The 19,906-nt window shown below is 37.3% G+C and carries 15 protein-coding genes and 1 pseudogene; 13 read left to right on the forward strand and 3 right to left on the reverse strand.

The features are described 5' to 3' along the window. Window positions 1-179: 179 nt before the first annotated feature. The 5 genes and pseudogenes from A5849_RS12905 (at window position 180) to A5849_RS12935 (ending at window position 7,068) form a co-directional block, all read left to right on the forward strand. On the forward strand, window positions 180-1,901 hold the full coding sequence (locus A5849_RS12905; RefSeq protein ID WP_086310144.1) for an adhesive domain-containing protein: 1,722 nt from the start codon (window positions 180-182) through the stop codon (window positions 1,899-1,901). 130 nt (window positions 1,902-2,031) lie between these two features. Continuing rightward, a pseudogene (locus tag A5849_RS12915) lies at window positions 2,032-3,710 on the forward strand (hypothetical protein). A gap of 5 nt (window positions 3,711-3,715) precedes the next feature. After that, window positions 3,716-3,955: a hypothetical protein gene (locus A5849_RS12920; protein WP_002316958.1), complete on the forward strand. Its 240-nt coding sequence runs from the start codon at window positions 3,716-3,718 to the stop codon at window positions 3,953-3,955. 38 nt (window positions 3,956-3,993) lie between these two features. After that, on the forward strand, window positions 3,994-5,484 hold the full coding sequence (locus A5849_RS12925) for a UDP-N-acetylmuramoyl-tripeptide--D-alanyl-D-alanine ligase (RefSeq protein WP_002334663.1): 1,491 nt from the start codon (window positions 3,994-3,996) through the stop codon (window positions 5,482-5,484). 357 nt (window positions 5,485-5,841) lie between these two features. Continuing rightward, a complete protein-coding gene (locus A5849_RS12935; RefSeq protein WP_002334662.1) occupies window positions 5,842-7,068 on the forward strand; it encodes an LCP family protein in 1,227 nt (408 codons plus the stop codon). Window positions 7,069-7,186: 118 nt separating this feature from the next. On the opposite strand, the gene A5849_RS12940 is transcribed toward A5849_RS12935, so the two are convergent. Further along, window positions 7,187-7,657 carry a TspO/MBR family protein gene (locus tag A5849_RS12940; RefSeq protein ID WP_002310332.1) on the reverse strand — a complete coding sequence of 157 codons (471 nt, stop codon included), beginning with the start codon at window positions 7,655-7,657 and terminating at the stop codon, window positions 7,187-7,189. A gap of 276 nt (window positions 7,658-7,933) precedes the next feature. On the opposite strand from A5849_RS12940, the gene A5849_RS12945 reads away from it, so the two are divergent. Beyond that, complete coding sequence (locus tag A5849_RS12945) at window positions 7,934-9,481, forward strand: carbohydrate-binding protein (protein WP_065772803.1); 1,548 nt, start codon at window positions 7,934-7,936, stop codon at window positions 9,479-9,481. Window positions 9,482-9,638: 157 nt separating this feature from the next. Continuing rightward, on the forward strand, window positions 9,639-10,217 hold the full coding sequence (locus A5849_RS12950) for a lytic polysaccharide monooxygenase (protein ID WP_002315302.1): 579 nt from the start codon (window positions 9,639-9,641) through the stop codon (window positions 10,215-10,217). Window positions 10,218-10,389: 172 nt separating this feature from the next. On the opposite strand, the gene rlmD is transcribed toward A5849_RS12950, so the two are convergent. Continuing rightward, entirely contained in the window at window positions 10,390-11,772 is a 1,383-nt protein-coding gene (gene rlmD, locus A5849_RS12960) for a 23S rRNA (uracil(1939)-C(5))-methyltransferase RlmD (RefSeq protein WP_002310337.1), read from the reverse strand. Between the two features lie 106 nt (window positions 11,773-11,878). On the opposite strand from rlmD, the gene recX reads away from it, so the two are divergent. The 3 genes from recX (at window position 11,879) to A5849_RS12975 (ending at window position 14,474) form a co-directional block, all read left to right on the forward strand. Next, window positions 11,879-12,676 carry a recombination regulator RecX gene (gene recX, locus A5849_RS12965; RefSeq protein WP_002320426.1) on the forward strand — a complete coding sequence of 266 codons (798 nt, stop codon included), beginning with the start codon at window positions 11,879-11,881 and terminating at the stop codon, window positions 12,674-12,676. Next, window positions 12,669-13,847 carry an A/G-specific adenine glycosylase gene (gene mutY / locus A5849_RS12970; protein WP_002316961.1) on the forward strand — a complete coding sequence of 393 codons (1,179 nt, stop codon included), beginning with the start codon at window positions 12,669-12,671 and terminating at the stop codon, window positions 13,845-13,847. Before recX ends, mutY begins: the two co-directional genes overlap by 8 nt. 93 nt (window positions 13,848-13,940) lie before the next feature. After that, window positions 13,941-14,474: a DUF402 domain-containing protein gene (locus tag A5849_RS12975; protein ID WP_002310342.1), complete on the forward strand. Its 534-nt coding sequence runs from the start codon at window positions 13,941-13,943 to the stop codon at window positions 14,472-14,474. A 70-nt stretch (window positions 14,475-14,544) separates the two neighbouring features. Here the strand turns inward: A5849_RS12975 and A5849_RS12980 are convergent, their stop codons facing one another. Continuing rightward, window positions 14,545-14,979: a GNAT family N-acetyltransferase gene (locus A5849_RS12980; RefSeq protein WP_002310346.1), complete on the reverse strand. Its 435-nt coding sequence runs from the start codon at window positions 14,977-14,979 to the stop codon at window positions 14,545-14,547. 141 nt (window positions 14,980-15,120) lie between these two features. Between A5849_RS12980 and A5849_RS12985 the strand changes: the two genes are divergently transcribed. From A5849_RS12985 to A5849_RS13000, 3 genes are all read left to right on the forward strand, one after another. Next, a complete protein-coding gene (locus A5849_RS12985; protein WP_002310347.1) occupies window positions 15,121-16,239 on the forward strand; it encodes an AI-2E family transporter in 1,119 nt (372 codons plus the stop codon). A 127-nt stretch (window positions 16,240-16,366) separates the two neighbouring features. Continuing rightward, complete coding sequence (locus tag A5849_RS12990; protein ID WP_002310348.1) at window positions 16,367-17,743, forward strand: hemolysin family protein; 1,377 nt, start codon at window positions 16,367-16,369, stop codon at window positions 17,741-17,743. Window positions 17,744-18,139: 396 nt separating this feature from the next. Beyond that, entirely contained in the window at window positions 18,140-19,720 is a 1,581-nt protein-coding gene (locus A5849_RS13000) for a peptide chain release factor 3 (protein ID WP_002316963.1), read from the forward strand. Window positions 19,721-19,906: the final 186 nt, after the last annotated feature.

The following is a 19,906-nucleotide window of genomic DNA, read 5'->3' on the forward strand; positions in this document are numbered from 1 at the left end:
ATAATAGATTTATCATTGAGATGTTGTTAAACTTCCTCTGACTTAAGTTGAAAACAAAATCTGCACAAAAAGATATCTTTTTGATTAAAAAATGATAGCTAAGGGGTGTTGTAATCTTTTCTTTTTTATAACGATCAAAAATTTGGGGATGAACGATAGAAGGGTGACAGGAGGAAAAAATGAAAAAGGATTATAAAAAAAGTATGAACCAGAAGGCACGGGCAAAAAGTAGATCGAAAAAAATCTTGCTTGCCGGTACATCCATTGCAGCTGGTGTGATGTTAGGGATCACACCAATCTCAATGGCTACGCCATTATTTACTATTGGTTCTCAACAAGTACATGCAGATGTAATCAGTGGGCAACTGTTTAACAATTTAAGTACAACGAATACTAGTGGGACTACAGCTGCTGCCCCATTTCTTCTTCAGGGGGCGAGTCGGGATGTTGATTTTGTTATATCAGCGAATAGTGGTATTGATGTTAGCGTGATTAATGGAACGCGTCGTGCTGTCTTAGCTATTCCAGAAGAAATGCAAGGATTGGTCACTCCGAATGGAACTGGTACTTTCTACACAGATATTTTGCTTCCAGGAAATAGTTTAGCACCTCTATTAAATATTGTAGATGGAGCGGTGACTACTTTGGTAGGAGCAGTAGAAGGTTTGATTAATTTGAATCCTTTAGCTACAGTGAATCTTTCGGAAGTTTATGAACAACTTGCTTTATTGAATAATCTAAGTACACTGACTTCTGCTGAAGTAGAATTGCAGCTTCAAATGCAAGGGGATGAATACATCTACGGAGAGCTAGACGGTGCCTTGGAAACCGTGATACGAGAAAATTTAAGTAATATATTGAGCGGAATCAATAATGCAGTTCAAGCAATCGAGGCAACTTCAACTGGAGGGCTTCTTGGAGATGCAGCGGCCGGAACAATCAATACTGCTTTAGCAGTTACAGTCAAGCCAGCGTTCAATCTTACGTTTAATACCGCTTTGGCATTGGTGAATGTCGGTTCTTCTTTCCTTGGTAATCTTGCTGATGCAAGTATTTTGGGTGAAACGACTGTTACTATACCGACAACGATCCAAGATCCTACTTATGCAGACTTAACAAATGCAGGTGTCGACATGACTGTTCCTTATGAAGCAGGATTTATCGGTACCATTCTTAAATCAGACATTCTATCGATCTCTATTGCTTCGAATGTTGATGGCTATTCTCCAGTGTTTTATGCAGCTGAAGAAGTCACTGCTCCTTATAACGTAGAAGTTACAGGTAATTCTACTGATGGTTATGAGGTGACTGGGATGGCAGATCCCAATGCCACAGTTCGTATTTATGATGATGAAGGAAATATGATTGCAGAGGGACAAGCAGATGAAAATGGTAATTTTGCTATTCCAGTCTCGGCAGAAGATGTTGTGCCCTTAGAACAGATCCAATTGATTGCTTATGATGAAAATGGTGTAGCAAGTGCGCCAACAGCAGCAATTATTCCAGATGATGATGAAGGAGATGCTGATGCCGATGCGGACGCTGATGCCGATGCTGATGCGGACGCTGATGCCGATGCCGATGCGGACGCTGATGCCGATGCTGACGCCGATGCTGACGCGGACGCTGATGCCGATGCTGATGCTGATGCGGATGCGGACGCCGATGCTGACGCGGACGCTAATCATCCAATGGGAGACATGCATTCTCATGATCAAGATTCAGTGCAGATGCCAATAAGACATGGTCATTCAAATACTCCAAAACCAAGTACTACAGGTGGCTCTACACCGAAATCCTTGCCAAAAACTGCTGAGACATTTCATAGTTCACTTTCTTGGTTAGGAGCAGCTCTGTCTACACTATCTGGTTTAGGAATTTGGAAAATCAAAAAAAAATAAAAAAACAGATAACAATAAATAATTAAGAAAGAAGCCGTTGCGGCAAGCAGTTCCGTATCTATGATTTTTTGATAAAAACGGATGTTCAGATTTTGTTTGCCGCAACTTCTTTTTAATATGAGGTGATTGAGTGCTAGTTAAGACAAAAGAAAGCTATTTGCCAGCAATCAAAGAAATGATAGAAACAATTGAAACAAATATATCAAAACAATTGATGATCGTCTCTACAGGAGATTTTACGAATAGAGGAAAGATCTTTGAATTCTACGGCAGTAATTTTGATACGATTTGGCGGAATTTTTTGACAGCATACCATGTCAATAAGCTGGATCAGGCGACTTATTTAAGAATTGATATTGTTATTGAAGAAGAAAAAAACAACTATGAGCAGTTTATACAGCACTTAAAAAAATCAGAAGAAATAATTACATTGATTTCAATGTAAGAATTGATGGGCTAAGAAAAAGAAGTTTCTTAAAAGAAGAACTGGTAGCAAATGCGATCATCAAACCTAGTAAAACACATAAAGTTGGGAAGAATCTTCCTGATTTAAGAATCGACGCTCAAAATTACCGCAGTTATGTGAAACGCAAGTATGGTCGTGAAGAGACAGATCTCAGCTACTTGGAGCGTTCTGCGTTCTATTACTTTAAAACAAAATCTTTTTATTTTGAAGGCGGTCATATTTATCCTTTGCAAGATTACGGTAATGGAAATTGCTTACGGGAAGTTTCATATGAAAATTTATCAGAAATAACAGATCTAGTGATCGAAAAAGGAAGTATATATCTACAAAACCAGCTAACTGCTACAGGAAAATTTATTTACGGATATTATCCTTGTTATAATCAACTGCTTAAAGGTTACAATTCCGTGAGACACTTTTCGTCTTTATATGCGCTAGCCGAAGCAGCAGAATACTTTTCGGATGAAAAAATGCTCTCAGAGGTTGAAAAGGGTTTAGATTGGGGGATTGAAAATCTGACTTCGGAGACTGACGGTTATTTTTTAATCAAGGATTATTTAAACACAGAGATCGAATATAAGCTAGGAGCACAGGCTACAGCAATCTTAGCTTTTTCAAAATACATCGAACAAACAGGTGATGAACAATACGTTCCAATCCTAAATCGTCTGATAGAAACTGTTTCCGCTAAATTTTTAACAAATGAGCATCGAACGATTCATGTACTTAATGCACAACTAGAAACGAAAGAAAAATTTCGGATCATTTATTATGATGGTGAAATTTTATTCTCTTTGCTTCGAGCATATGAGATTTTAGGCAATAAAGAAGTTTTTGCTATATGTCAAGGTTTGATGGACCAGTTCGTAACGAACGACTATCAAAAATATCATGATCATTGGTTAAGTTATGCGACCAATGAAATGCTGAAACATAGCCAGACAGAAGAATATTATCGCTTCGGTATAAAAAATGCGTTAGATAATATCGACTTTATTGATAAAAGAGATACTGCTTATCCTACGATGCTGGAATTGCTTGTCGCTGCTTCAAAAATGATGAGAAAATTGGAGTTCAGCACGTGGAGAAAAACGATTTTTGCTGAAGAAACTGACTTCTATAAGGTAAAAGAAAGAATAAATACAGTAATGAAAAAAAGGGTGAGACATGAGATTACTACTGGGGTCATGTTCCCTGAATTTGCTCAATTCTTCAAAGAACCAGAAACAATAAAATATGGCTTTTTTGCACGTCATGATCGTTTTCGTATGAGGATCGATGATGCAGAGCACTTTTTATCAGGATTGATTAACTATCGAATGTATGATCAAAAGAAGGAGTGAGAAGAATGGTTGGATTCATTCGCTTTGTTACATTAGCTGCATTTGGTGTTTTCTATTTAGGTCTTAAAATACGTCGGAAAAATGATCAAAAAAATAATCTGAAAGAATCAGATTTAAGTCAATATAAGAAAAATGAAGAAGGGTTGTATCCTTGGGAAGTGGATCAAGATGATTCTCCGAAAAGGATCGAACCGAATGCCTCCAGATATGTAAACCAGGCAAGGCCAAGAAGAGGCAGGTGGTAAGGCGTCTAGAAAAAAACAAGAAAAACAGGAGGAGAGTTATGACTTCGATACATTCATTATTAGTTGATATGGATGACCATTATTTAAAGAAATATAGAGATTTAGATAGAAATATCCAAGATGTTGAATATTTCTCAGGCCACTTAAAACGAAACATGGATTATTCTGATACGATGTTTGTTTGTGTTTCGCCAGAAAGAAGGAGTTACGTCAATCGAAAGGTCGTGAAATGGCGAGATGGAAATGAACAAATCATCGGAAAAGAAAATTGGTTTGGGGTGATCGTTACTGAAAAACCAATCATGGATCCGTCAGTGACGACACCACAGTTCATCGTAGAAGATAGTTGGAAATTTTTATTGGAATTATCTGCGAAATTGCGTTCCTGTTTTGTAAATCCGGTTGTTGCGATTACCGGGTCAGCAGGGAAGACTTCTACGCGAATGATGATCACTCATTTGCTTCAAGAAGAGAAAGTTTTGGAAAACAGGGGAAATCACAACGTTCGGTTTGCTGTTCCTTTATACATGAGTAAATTACTTTCTAATCCTGATGTCTTGAATCTTGAAGTTTCTGTCAATGCTTTGAATTCATATGATACAGGGTCGATGTCTAATTTGATACAACAAGATATTGCTATTGTGACTTCAATTGGAGAAGCACATCTTAGTTCTTTAAAAAATACAAAAGGAGTAGCAGTGCATAAAGCAAAAATTTTCGAAGGCCTGAAACAAGATGGAATCGCCATCATCAATGGAGATATAGGAAAAGAAGAATTTTCAATTTTAGTAAGCGCTGCTGAGAAAAGAACCAGCAAAATAGTGGTCTATTCATTACATGATGCTTCAAGAGATGTTTTTGTGAAACAAATCTCACAAAAAAGAGAATATTGCGAAGTCCTAGTTTCTTTTTTCGGAGAAGATATTTTATTGAAACTTGCAGTTTCTTCAGAAGGGATGATCGCTAATTCATTGGCTGCGTTGATTGTAGCAAAAGAACTGAAAAAAGAGATCTCTCCATATATAAAAAAATTTGAGACATTCAAACCACTACCTAAGATATTGGAACGTACGATTTATACATCAGAAACAGGGACAGACTTCACCTTTATTGATGATACGCATAACGCTTCATTGCCTTCCATGAAAAATGCAATCAATTACTTTGATGGGATACAACCATTTTATAAAGGAAATAAAGTCTTGATACTTGGACAAATCGCTGATTTAGGCGATTCAACAAAGCAAATCCACCGCTTTGTACAAGAGGAGTTAAACCAATCGGCTGCCACGCATATTTATGGTTATGGGGAACATTTTAAATTGCTTTTTGAAGAAGGACAGAAAACAGATGATCGGCTTCAATGGTTCGATTCACTTCAGGAATTATGCAATGATCTGGAAACAAAACTAATAGAAGACAGTTTAGTTTTAGCAAAAGGATCAGTTACTGGAAGTGATTTTCATGAAATCGGCAAATATGTGCGTCAGATCGGAAACAAGCATAATATGAAAAGTCAGACTTTATAGAAGGTATTAGGGAAACGCCATGTTAGTCTGAACAGAGTAAAGAGGAATCGTTAAAATGACGGGAAAGGAGTGTGGCAGGTCGATGTCACACTCCTATTTTTGTGAAATACCTGGTTGTTCAATTTTTCTAGCAAAAAATGCATAAAAAAAGATAAAACGGTTATAAACTGCGTATATTCGGGCTTTCGAACTTTTTCGTGGTGTGGTATGATAGTTAAGAATTTTGAGAAAATTTTTAAAAGAATGGTTATTATACAAGAATTATTTTTTAAAGTTTTCTTATGATTAAAAAGTGAATTTGCTGATTGAACAGTTGTATGAGACAATATTTTAGAAAATGTGAGACAGAGGTGTACTATGAAGCAATGGCAAAAAGTTCTATTAACCTTATTAGGTATACTCGTTTTGCTGATAGCCGGATTATCAGCATACGGTATCAGATTTATGGGAGAAGCGAGCCAAACAGTAAACAAAATATCTAAAAACTCTAATCGAATATCTTCCAAACGTTCTGAGAAAGTAAGCATTGATGACAAAGAACCGTTTTCGGTTTTGCTATTAGGTTTAGATACCGGTGGATTAGGAAGAACAGAACAAGGGCGTTCTGATACGATGATGGTAGTAACAGTTAATCCGAAACAAAAAAAATCAACGATTATCAGTTTGGACCGAGATATTTATACGAATATCGTAGGGTATGGAACGGTAGATAAATTAAATCACGCCTATGCATTTGGTGGCGTCGAAATGGCCATGGATTCAATTGAACAACTGCTTGATATTCCTATTGATCATTATGTAACCATCAATTTGGACGGTATGGAAGATTTGATCAATGCGGTCGGCGGCATCAAAGTGAATAATAAAATCGACTTTACGTTGGATGGTGTCCATGTACCAGTAGGTGAACAAACATTGGATGGAGAAAAAGGATTAGCCTATTCCCGAATGCGACACGAAGATCCAGAAGGAGATATCGGGCGACAACGTCGTCAGCGGGAAGTAGTGACGAAAATCGTCAATAAAGTTTTAAGTTTAGATGGCGTAAGCAATTATAGAAAAATTTTAAAAGCAGTCGAAAACAATGTGACAACAGATTTGGATTGGGATGACATGCTTGATGTAGCAACGAATTACACGCCGGCGTTCGAAACGATTAAACAAGACCAGTTGCAAGGTGAAGGTCAAATGATCAATGATATCTACTATCAGATTTTAGGACAAAACGATCTCCTATCGATTCAAAATGAACTGAAGAAACAATTAAATATCAAAACCAGCGACACATTACCTAATTTGAAAAATGAGAATGCTTCAATGATGTTCTTTGATGATTCGGAAGGTGCCGATTCGACAACCGGTGATGGGTCGAATAGTGAAGGATACACTGATTATTCTTCCTATTCAGAAAACACCTATGATCAGTACCAAGATCCGAATACCTATTATCAGCAAACAGAAGATACAAGTCAGTACTATACACCAAGTCAAGATACTCAAAGTTATGATCCTTATGCTGGACAGGAACAAAATGGTTATGGTTATGACCAGAATAATGGGTATGGAACAACAAGTGGGTACTAGAAAAAAATAGTTTGGTTAATAAAGGGTGCCACCTAAATTAGACAAAAAAATCTAACTTAGGTGGCACTCTTTTTATGTGTTAAATATACTTTCTTAACAAGTTTTTAGTTTTTAGCACTTAGTTTAAAAAATAAATCGAATAATTCAGTAGAGTTGCGAATAGTACCCATAAATAATAAGGAATCATGAGCCACATGACTAGGCGATGATGCAGCCATAATTGATACATAAGCACTGACAAGAAAATAACCAAAAGTGTAATATCGATTGCTGCAACGAAGATATTTCTTAAATTAAAAAATAGAGCAGTCCATATGAAATTAAAAATGAACTGAATCACAAAAAGACCTACAAGGTTGTTTCGCTGTTTTTTGTTGTTGTGATTAAGCAACAAATAAAGAGAAATACCCATCAAAATATACAATAAGGTCCACATTGGTCCAAATATCCAACTAGGTGGTGCAAATGGCGGAAGTTGTAAAGAATAGTAATATTCTCCAGGATTTCCGCTAAGCAATCCTGATAAAAAGCCTAATATGACAATTCCTATAACACAAACCCAAAAACGAATATCTTTTATCATCTTCATTCTATTAACTCCTTTCTATAATAATATTTTACATGAAGAATCACAACAATACCTGTATTTAGTTTGTGAAGTAAGAATAATGGAGAAATATTGTTATTTAAAAAAGTTAAAAATTTGTTTATATGAATCATGAATTTGAAAAAGATCGTATTAAATAATTCTCATGTTTTTTACAATTCGTTATTTTCTTATTAACTTCTGTTACAATCTATATTGTAATCGATTACATAAAAGCTTGGCTGAAGTAAAAAATTATACATAGGAAGGTTGATAAATATGAAAAGAGGTTTACGCAAAGTACTTACTGGGGCGGCACTCAGCACGATGCTTTTTTCTCCTGCATTGCTGATTCAAGTACAAGAATCATCTGCAATCGAACAAACAGTAGTGACTAATCCCGATTTTGGAGTAGGACAAGGAATTGAGTGGCCAAAACAAGTAGTTGCTCCTTATGTGGATATAACTGCTTATTCTTCTGATGAAGAACTATCTAATAATGGGGCATTGAACTTAGCAGCTGTTGCTCAACAAACAGGACAGAAATTTTTTAAATTAGGTTTTTTACAGGCGAGAGGTATTAGAAATGGTCGAATTGATTGGGCTTGGGGTGGTTTTAATGGTCTAAGTGAGATTGATAATGACGAATGGCAGTATGAAGGAATCAAAAAATCTATTCGGGAATTACGTCAAAATGGCGGAGATGTAGCTGTTTCGTTTGGCGGACTGAATTCAGGAGCATTTTGGGAGGTCACTCAAAATCAAGCACTTTTATATGATGCCTATATGGAAGTTATTCAAGGCTATGGATTGACACGTGTAGACTATGATGTAGAAGCCGCTGCGATGGGATATGAAGCGAATTTGGCAAATGCAAAAGCGGTAAAGAAAGTTCAAGAAGCAACTGGTGTAGAAGTAACGTTGACCTTGCCAGTCATGGATACTGGCCTGATTTCGACCGGATTAGCAGTGTTACAAGCTTATCTGGAGGCAGGAGTGGATTTGACAAATATCAATCTAATGACAATGTGCTACGGAAGCAGTGTACCAGATTATGCCCAAGGGTCGCTTGATGCTGTGGATAATACAATGGTGCAGTTAAAAGAGTATTATCAAAGATTTATGGGAACGACTTTGACGACAGAACAAGCATATGCTAAATTAGGAACCACTCCATCAATCGGATTTGAAAGTGAAGCTCATCCATACTTTACAGCAACGATGTTCAATCGAGTCGTTCAGCATGCAAAAGAACGAAATATTGGAATGGTTTCCTACTGGTCAATGAATCGAGATTCAAAGGTCGATGGAGGACAAGGACAAGTCAATAACCGGTATGAATTTTTAAATGTGGCACAACGTTTTACAGATGATACACCTCTTCCAGAGGACAAAGAAAAACCAACTATTCCAGAGAATTTTAAAGCAGAATTGGTGACATCTAGGCGTGCTGCGCTAAGTTGGTCACCTGCGACAGATAATGATTCTATTGGAAAGTATAACCTTCGATTGATTGGAAACGAAGAAATAGTTGAAAGAAGTACAATAGATATCAAGTATACTTTTGAGAATTTAAAAGCGAATACAACTTATACAGTGGAACTTACAGCAGAAGACCGTTCTGGTAATATTTCGGATAAAACAACATTGACGTTTACAACATTAGCGGACAATGAAAGTGAATATCCAGTATGGGATCCTGAAAAAGTTTATGCGGCTGGCGATCGTGTTGTATACGAAGGCATCATCTATGAAGCTAAGTACTGGACTCAAAACAATAATCCAAGTGAATCTGGAGAATGGGGACCTTGGAGACAGATTTCTTGATTCATAGGTATATATGAAAAATAAATAAAAAATGTAAACAGGAGTTTTATTTAGCTCCTGTTTCTTTTTATTTCAATATAAAATTATAAAATCATAATGTTTGTGTTAATATAATAAAGCGTTTACAATATGTTTATCAAATGAAGGAGGTTTCTACATGAAAAAGATTAGTACGTTATTGTTTATCGGGTTAGTTAGTTTAGGGTTGTTCGGTTTCAGCATTCCAGGTTTCGCACACGGTTATATTACTTCTCCTGGAAGTCGTGCATACCTAGGAACATCAGCAGCAGGGAATCTAAACCAAAATGTCGGAAGAGCACAATGGGAACCGCAAAGTATCGAAGCTACGAAAAATACATTCATTGATGGAAAAATCGCCAGTGCAGGAGTCAGCGGATTTGAACCTTTAGACGAACAAACATCTAACAGATGGCATAAAAATATGGTCAATCCAGGAACATTGAATATTACTTGGAATTTAACAGCGCAACATCGGACAAGTACTTGGGATTACTACATTACCAAGCCAAATTGGAACCCTGATCAACCTTTGAAATTTAGCGATTTTGAATTGATCACAAAAATAGACGACAAAGCAACCGTACCACCAAAAACAGTCAACCAAACAATTACACTTCCTCAAGACCGCAAAGGATACAATGTGATTTTAGCAGTATGGAATATCAGTGATACGACAAATGCATTCTATCAAGTGATTGACGTGAATATCCAATAATAATCAAAAGGGCTGTGACAAAAAAACGTGTCACAACCCTTTTTTGAATAAGCAGTGTTCGCCTGCCAACTCCTCGGTCACAAGTGTCAATAGTCACCAAACATAAAAAGCTGTTTTTTGAAATTGTTCCTTATGACTCGGAGCTGAACGGCAAGCTCACGCCTTCTCTCGTTTAATCAGCAAGTCTCGTCATCTTCACGACAACTTCACAACGTGCAGTCTGAGGAAACATATCAACAGACTGTAAATATTCAACATTGAACTTTTTACTTAAATGGACCAGATCTCTGGCAAGTGTAGAAACGTTACAGGAGATATAAACAAGTTTTTTTGGTGGAAATTTCAGTAACGATTGAATCAATGCGTTATCCAAACCCGTACGTGGCGGATCTACGATGATACCATCTGGCTGAAAACCTTCATTCAACCATTTAGGTAGAACTTGTTCGGCTGTACCGACTTCATATCGAGTATTGTGATACCCTAATCTTTCCGCATTTCTTTTTGCATCAGCGATTGCTTGAGGAACGGTATCCATTCCTCGGACTTCTTTGACCTTTTTTGCTACACTTAAACCAATCGTACCAACTCCGCAATAAGCATCTACGATTGTTTCATCAGGCTGGGCACCTAATGCTTTGATTCCTTCACCATAAAGCAGTTCGGTCTGCTGAGGATTCAACTGAAAGAAGGCGCGAGGAGAAAGATCGAAAGTCACTTCATTGATTTGTTCTTCAATGGCTTCTTTTCCCCATACGTGGATCGTTTCATCCCCCATTACGAGAGATGTTTTTTGTGCTTGGACATTTTGCATGATCGAAACAACTTCGGGCAGGCGTTCATTGATCTCGCGAATCATTGCGTTTTTTTGTGGGAATTTTTTACTGCGAGTAATAAAAACGACTTGCAGCTCTCCAGTTTTGACACCGATTCTGACCATGATCGTGCGGAAAATACCACTGTTTGTCCGTTCATCATAGATGGGTGCATCAAATTTATTCAATAGTTGAACAACAGTATTCATCACTTTTTGTGTTCGGGGTTCTTGTACCAAACAGTCTGTTATAGGAACTAACTGATGCGAGTTTGCTTCATATAAACCAGCTTCGGTCTTTTGCGTTTGTTTATTTTTTCGTAATTGAAATTGTGCTTTGTTTCTATAATGCCATGGATCATCCATCCCAATCGTCGGTAACAACTGGTAGGATCGAAAGCCTGCTGGTTTGAATTTTTCCAATGCTTGCAAGAGTAGATCCTTTTTAAAATCCAATTGTGCTTGATAGGCTAAGTGTTGTAATTGACAGCCACCGCATTCATAATAAACAGGACATGGCGCCACTACGCGATCTTTGCTTGGCTTTTTGACTTTTATTAATTCTCCTTCTGCATAACGAGGAGTTGCTTTCGTGATTTTGACTAGTACTTCTTCTTTTGGTAGTGCATACGGAACAAATATAATCAATCGTTTGAAATAACCAATTCCTTCGCCATTTATGCCTAAACGCTTGATTTTCAAAGGAATCGTTTGTCCATTTTTGACAATTGTTTCTGCCATAAGTATCTCCCTTTTTCTTTTTTCTGTGGTTTATTCTAACATATAATACCTGATTACGGGGATTTTCTATGGTATGATAGAGAATATATGTTCGAGGAGGATGTTTATGTTAACCGTTACGAGAATCAGTAAAGGCAAAGGCCCTTTCTATCGCGTAGATTTATCTGAAGGAGAAGCTTTACAAGTATCTGAAGATGTATTAGTACGCTATCGTTTGTTAAAAGGACGGGAATTAGACGAAGAAACTATCCAAGAGATCAAGAAGAGCAGTGGCGCTGATTTCGGATTTCAGCTAGCAATGAATTACTTAAGCTATCAGTTACGGTCGGAAAAAGAAATCCGAACATACTTAAAAGAAAAGGAAATCCTTCAAGAAGACCGAAATAAAATCGTAGCCCGCTTAAAAGAATTGGATCTTGTCAATGATTTGGTCTATGGGGAAAGTTATGTGCGCACGAACATGCGCTTAAGTGACAAAGGTCCAAAAAAATTGTCACAGCAAATGCAGCAAAAAGGATTAAAACTAGAGATTATTGAACAGGCGCTCGCCCAGTATACAGTTGAAGACCAAGTTCAAAATGCACATCAAACAGCTGAAAAAACATTTGGAAAAAATCATGGGAAAAGCCAAAAAGAATTATTGCGGAAAATCCAACAAACTCTGATGACAAAAGGTTTTTCTCAAGAAGTGATCCAACAAGCGATGGCTGATCTTCCGCAAGAAGTAGACCAGGAAACAGAATATGATTATTTAGTCAAACAAGGGGATAAACTATGGCGAAGAAATTCAAGGTTTGAACCTAAAAAAAGAAACCTAAAAGTAAAACAAAGCTTATATCAAAAAGGATTTGATTTGGATATGATCCAGCGATTCATTACGGAAAAGGAAGAGGAAAGTGAATAAAGAATGGGAAAAATGGACAGACGAAGAAACAAAAGAATTTCAAGATCAGTTCATTCAATGGTATGAACAAGAAAAAAGAAACCTGCCATGGCGCTACAATCGGGATCCTTATCGTATCTGGATCTCTGAGATCATGCTCCAGCAGACCAGAGTAGATACAGTGATCGATTATTTTTATCGCTTCATGGAATGGTTTCCTACAATTGAAGAATTGGCAACTGCTCCAGAAGAAAAGCTTTTAAAAGCTTGGGAGGGGCTTGGCTATTACTCAAGAGCCCGAAACATCCAAGCAGCTGCTAAACAGATCATGTCTGAATTTGACGGAAAAATGCCGCAAACGCCTGAAGAAATCAGCTCATTGAAAGGAATAGGCCCCTATACGACAGGAGCGATAGCAAGTATAGCATTTGGACTTCCAGAACCTGCAGTTGACGGTAACGTGATGCGAGTAGTCAGCAGATTGTTTTGCATTGAAGCAGATATTGCCAAAGCTTCCAGCAGGAAAATCTTTGATGAAGCGATGCGGAAAATCATTGATGAAACGTATCCAGGTGAATTCAACCAAGCAATGATGGATCTAGGATCAGCTATCTGTACACCAACTTCTCCAAAGTGTGAAGCTTGTCCGATCCAAGCCTTTTGTTTAGCCAACAAACGAGGAATCCAAACGAGTTTTCCTGTAAAAACAAAAAAAGCAAAGCCAAAAAACGTTTATTATATCAGTGCGGCTCTTCAAAATCATTCGGGAGCGTATTATTTTGAAGAAAGAGATAGCCAAAAACTGCTAGCGAATATGTGGACATTTCCAATGGTGGAAGTGACACAAGAGGAGTACGAGCGATTGAAAAAAGAATGGGAAGCAAAACAGGAAGTCGATCTGTTTGATGATCTAGTAGCAGAAGACGGAAAAGAGCTTCCCTTCGAAAAGCAGGAACTTTTTATTTGGCAGACACGTCATTTAGGAGAGGTTACTCATGTTTTTAGTCATCTGAAATGGCATGTTCTCCTTTTTTACGGACGGGCAACCGAGGAAGCAGAACAGGAATTTACCGAGAACAAAACTTCGAAGTGGTTGAAGCCTGCTGCATTTGATTCGGTCGTTTTTCCGAAGGTACAAATGAAACTAGTGGAACAGTTGGAGAAAAATCGAAACAATAGGAATCCTTTCTAGGCAAAGCTCATTTTTATTGATATAATAATTATGATGTCGGTGTAATGAACACCCAAACACAAAGCACAAAATGCTGCTTAAGGAAGGGTTGCTATGGGAGTTCCAAAAGAAGGAGAGTTTGTGACGATCCAAAGTTACAAGCACGACGGCAGATTGCATCGAACGTGGCGAGATACCATGGTATTGAAAACAAGCGAACACTCTATGATCGGCGTGAATGATCACACATTAGTTACTGAATCTGACGGACGCCGATGGGTAACGCGCGAACCAGCGATTGTGTATTTTCATAAAAAATACTGGTTCAATGTAATAGCAATGATCAGAGAAAAGGGGGTTTCCTATTATTGTAATCTAGCTTCACCTTTTTTGCTGGACGATGAGGCCTTGAAATATATCGACTATGACTTGGATATCAAGGTGTTTCCTGACGGCGAGAAACGACTATTGGATGTCGATGAGTACGAGATGCACAGCAAAATGATGAATTACCCGAACGATATTGACTTCATCCTAAAAGAAAATGTGAAGATTCTGGTTGACTGGATCAATAATGGAGATGGCCCGTTCTCAGAAGGCTATATTGATATTTGGTATGACCGTTACAAGCAATTGTCGCGTAAGTAAACGCAAAAAAGAACAGTAAGCCAGTGAGAAATTTTTCTCAAAAGCTTGCTGTTTTTTTTTGAAAAATTTTTTATAAAGTCTTTTTCATATAAATGTGAGGCATGCCAGCGTCTTCAAAAGGCTCACCGTAAGCTATGTAACCAAGCTTTTCGTAAAAAGCTTCCGCTGTAGACTGCGCTCCTAATAAAATCGTATTATAGCCTTGATTCTTAGCAAAGGTTTCTGCTTCTTCAATCAATAGTTTACCTAAGCCTTGGTGTCTGTATTCAGAAAGAATCGCCATTCGCTGTAATTTCATTTTTCCGTTTTCTAAAGGCAAAAGGCGTACAGTTCCTTGCGGTTCTTTTTTATCTGAGTACAGAACGAAATGGATGCAATGTGCTTCATCTTTATCTATTTCTCGAGACAAAGGGACACCTTGTTCGACTACAAAGACTTGATGTCTGATTCTTACAGCATCTAAGTAAATATTGCTCATTGTATCTTTTGTTTGTACAACTTTCATGGTCTAGCCACCTTCCTTTCGTATAGTATACTGGAAAATAAAATAAATAAAAAGTATGGAAAGTTTTCGAAAATAAAAAAAGAATAAAAGAATTTTTAGTGAATATAATATATACTAGGAAGAAAGAAAGGAGGAAATCTATTGTTTGAAAAACTTAGACAGTCTAAACTAATGTTTTGGTCGCTTGAATTATTGATCATAGCTGCACTGATCATGATTTCATCAGAAATAAATTTTATTTTTGAACCGATCGGGACATTTTTTTCCACGTTATTTGCACCCGTACTGATTGCAGGCTTTCTTTACTATTTGCTGAATCCTATCGTCAAGCTGCTGATGAAAGCAAAAATCAAAAGAATATGGGCTGTCGCAATTGTGCTGCTCCTTTTAGTTGCAGCAATTATTTGGATTTTACTTAGTGTCATTCCAAGTCTAGTACAGCAAATTTCCTCATTGGCATCTAGTATGCCTGATTTTATCAAACAGGTGGAAAGTTGGTTAAAAGAGGTAGCCGAATTGCCTGTGTTCAAGGAAGTTGATATCAATAAATATTTTGAACAATTAGATATTTCTTACGGGACGATCATCCAACAATTCCTTAGTGGCGTTTCCAACAGTTTAGGTTCGATCGTTGGAACGATTGCTTCGGCAACCGTAGTGATCATTACGGCACCCTTCATCTTGTTCTATATGTTGAAAGATGGCGAAAAACTAGTGCCAAACATCCAACAGTTTTTCCCGGAGAAAAGAAGAAATCAAATTGTGGAATTATTGGGACAGCTGAATAAAACATTAGCTAATTATATTAGTGGACAAGCAATTGAATGTCTATTCGTCGGCACTTTTACATTTTTAGGATATATGATCATCGGTGTAGATTATGCTTTCTTGTTTGGAGTCATTGCAGGATTGACCAACCTGATACCGTATTTAGGACCTTATCTAGGGCTAGCACCTGCATTTTTAGTGACGATCTTCAACGATCCGATAAAAGCATTGCTTTGTTGTTTAGTTGTACTAATCGTCCAACAGTTAGATGGAAACATCATTTATCCGAATGTAATTGGGAAATCACTGAAGATCCATCCTTTAACGATCATTATCGTCCTTCTAGTAGCAGGAAACATTGCCGGATTGCTTGGTATCTTCTTAGGTGTTCCTTTTTATGCAATCTGCAAGACAATCATTTCCTATATAATCAAAATCATCAAGGAAGATAAACAAAATGAAAACAAGAAAAAAATTGCTACGACCTCGTAGATAGTTTTAGTACACTTGTTTTTATTGCAAAGAAAATTGCTTTGTGATACCATTTTAACGTGGCTATAGTGCCACGTTTTTTTCTATCGTAAACTAAAAATTAATTTTATAAGGAGAGAATGCGATTATGAATGCTGACCCTGAGAGTCAGTCGCTGTTAGCGCAGATTTTATTATTGATCGTTTTGACATTGATCAATGCTTTTTTAGCAGCTTCCGAAATTGCTGTTGTTTCGATCAATAAGAATCGAATCGAGCAAAAAGCTGATGAAGGAGATGTGAAATCTCAAAAGCTTTTAAAAATATTGCAGAATCCAAATAATTTCCTATCGACAATCCAAGTAGGAATCACTTTGGTCAACATTTTGTCCGGTGCGTCACTAGCAAATACTTTATCGGAACGGTTAGCTCCGGTATTAGGTGGCGGTACAGCGGCAAAAAATATTGCAAATATCATTGTGCTGGCTATTTTGACCTATGTATCGATTGTTTTTGGAGAATTGTACCCTAAACGTATTGCTTTAAATAAATCAGAAGAAGTCGCAAAGTTCACTTCAGGGCTGATACGCTTGATCGGCGTAGTAGCTAAGCCCTTTGTCTGGTTGCTTTCTGCTTCTACAAGTTTGTTGGCACGTATCACACCGATGACCTTTGATGATGAAGATTCAAAAATGACCAGAGATGAAATGCGTTATATGCTTGAAAACGAAGGCGTATTGAACAACGAAGAATTGGAAATGCTCCAAGGGGTTTTTTCTCTTGATACGAAAGTTGCTCGAGAAGTAATGGTCCCACGAACGGATGCATTTATGATTGATATCAATGACACTGTGGAAGAAAATGTGAATAAAGTTTTATCGGAAAACTATTCAAGAATTCCTGTCTATAATGAAGACAAAGATAAGGTAGTTGGAATCCTTCATACAAAGAATTTACTAAAAGCAGCCCATAAATTTGGCTTTGATCATTTAGATATCAAAAAAATCATGCAGGAGCCTTTATTCGTTCCTGAAACGGTCTTTATTGATGATCTATTATATGAAATGAAAAAGACACAGAATCAAATGGCTATTTTATTGGATGAATATGGCGGTGTCGTTGGTTTAGCAACATTAGAAGATCTTTTAGAAGAAATCGTCGGAGAAATCGATGATGAATCAGATGAAGTTGAGAATCTTTATGAAAAAATCGATGAACACGAATATATTATCCAAGGACGAATGCTGATTGATGAATTCAATGAAGCTTTTGACAGTGATTTGCATATGAGTGATGTAGACACAATGGCTGGTTATTTGATTACAGCATTAGGCATGATTCCGGATGAAGGCGAAAAGTTATCATTTGATGTCGATAATATTACGCTGGTTTCTGAAGAAATGGAAGGTTCTCGAATCCTTAAAATCCGTGTCATTTTTCATGATCCGGAAGAAACAGAAGCGGAACCTGAAGAAGAACGCAGATACTTCAGAAAAGAATTCGAAGATGACGAACCAAGAAGATAATTGGAAACTTGGTTATAAAAGAAAGACGTGTTGCTTGAATAAACAAGCAACATGTCTTTTCTTTAGTCAGCTGACAAAAATATTTGACTCTTATGATTTGGTGGCTTTTTCATTCGCTGAATCCATGCTATACTGATTCAGTTGTAGTAATTAACAGAAGTTGTGAAAAAGCTGTCTTGTATCAAGTAATAAAAACAGCTAAGCAAAAACAGCTTCTCTTGTTTTTGGGTTGGTGGGGATTATTACCAATGCAAGCTTTTAAACACTGTTTACTCGGAAAAAGGGACGGCGACACGGCTTTTGTCACAGCCCTATATGAAATTGTCTTTCCTTAAGAGAACAGACAATCTGTCTAGAAAAAGATAAATAATTGAATGGAAGAAATGGAGTTAGGTTATGAATAATCCAGAATTAAAGCAGCAAGTGGACAATCGCAGAACGTTTGCGATCATTTCCCATCCGGATGCGGGGAAAACAACGATTACAGAACAATTACTATTGTTTGGTGGAGCTATTCGTCAAGCCGGAACTGTAAAAGGAAAGAAAACAGGTAATTTTGCCAAATCAGACTGGATGGAAATCGAGAAACAACGTGGAATATCTGTCACTAGTTCTGTTATGCAGTTTGATTATCAAGGAAAACGAGTAAATATCTTGGACACTCCAGGACATGAAGATTTTTCTGAAGATACTTACCGTACTTTGATGGCTGTGGATAGTGCGGTCATGGTAATCGACAGTGCCAAAGGGATCGAAGCACAGACAAAGAAATTGTTTCAAGTGGTTAAAAAACGTGGCATCCCGATTTTTACTTTTATCAACAAACTAGATCGTGATGGTCGCGAACCATTAGAACTGTTAGAAGAATTAGAAGAGTTATTAGATATCGAGTCTTATCCAATGAATTGGCCAATTGGTATGGGAAAAGGTTTAGAAGGTCTTTATGATATTTACCATAATCGTGTAGAGTTTTATCGTCCGGAAAATTATCAAGGAGAACGTTTAGTAGAATTGGATGAAGATGGTCTGCTTCCTGATAATCATCCTTTAACTGAAAATTCCTTATATGAACAAGTCTTAGAAGAAGTAGAACTACTCAAAGAAGCTGGAGATGCATTTAATCAAGAAAAAATTGCTCGTGGCGATCAGACACCAGTATTTTTTGGTTCTGCATTAACTAATTTCGGTGTACAGACTTTTTTAGAAACTTTCGTTGAATTAGCACCAGCTCCTTATGGGCATAAAACACAAGATGATCAGATGGTAAGTCCTTATGAAGAAGAATTTTCTGGTTTCGTATTCAAGATACAAGCAAATATGAACCCAGCCCATCGTGACCGAATCGCTTTTGTCCGAATCTGTTCTGGAACATTCGAGCGAGGAATGGATGTCTGGTTAGAACGTACAAATAAAAAATTGAAATTAAGCAATGTTACGCAATTTATGGCAGATTCGAGAGAGAATGTAGAAAAGGCAGTAGCAGGTGATATTATTGGTGTATATGATACCGGTAATTATCAGATTGGGGATACATTGTTCGAAGGCAAACTAAAAGTTGCTTATGAAGAACTTCCTTCATTTACTCCAGAGCTGTTCATGAAAGTGACTGCTAAAAATGTTATGAAACAAAAATCCTTCCATAAAGGAATCTATCAATTGGTTCAAGAAGGAGCGATTCAGCTTTATAAAACATATCTAACAGAAGAATATATCATTGGGGCTGTTGGTCAGCTGCAATTCGAAGTATTCCAATATCGTATGTTAAATGAGTACAACGCAGAAGTCATCATGTCTCCGATGGGGCACAAAATTGCTCGCTGGATTGATCCGGAAGATTTAGATGAGAAGATGAGTTCAAGCCGTAATATCTTAGCGCGTGATCGTTTTGATCAGCCGTTATTCTTATTTGAGAACCAATTTGCGGAACGCTGGTTTGCGGATAAATATCCAGATGTCAAACTGAGAAGTTTGATGTAAAGAGGTTATAAAAAATTTGCGTTGCATCAAGTAATAAGGAAAGCCAAACAAAAACAGCTTCTCCTGTTTTGGATTTGGTTGAATACAGTTTACCAAGAAACCATGAGTCTGCCACTCAGTTTCAAGTGCAAATAAAAATTTTGAAAATACATTCTTATACTTTGTTGTTAGCCGTGACGGATTTTC

It is taken from the genome of Enterococcus sp. 10F3_DIV0382, from assembly GCF_002140245.1.
In the GTDB taxonomy this organism is placed as follows: domain Bacteria; phylum Bacillota; class Bacilli; order Lactobacillales; family Enterococcaceae; genus Enterococcus_B; species Enterococcus_B lactis.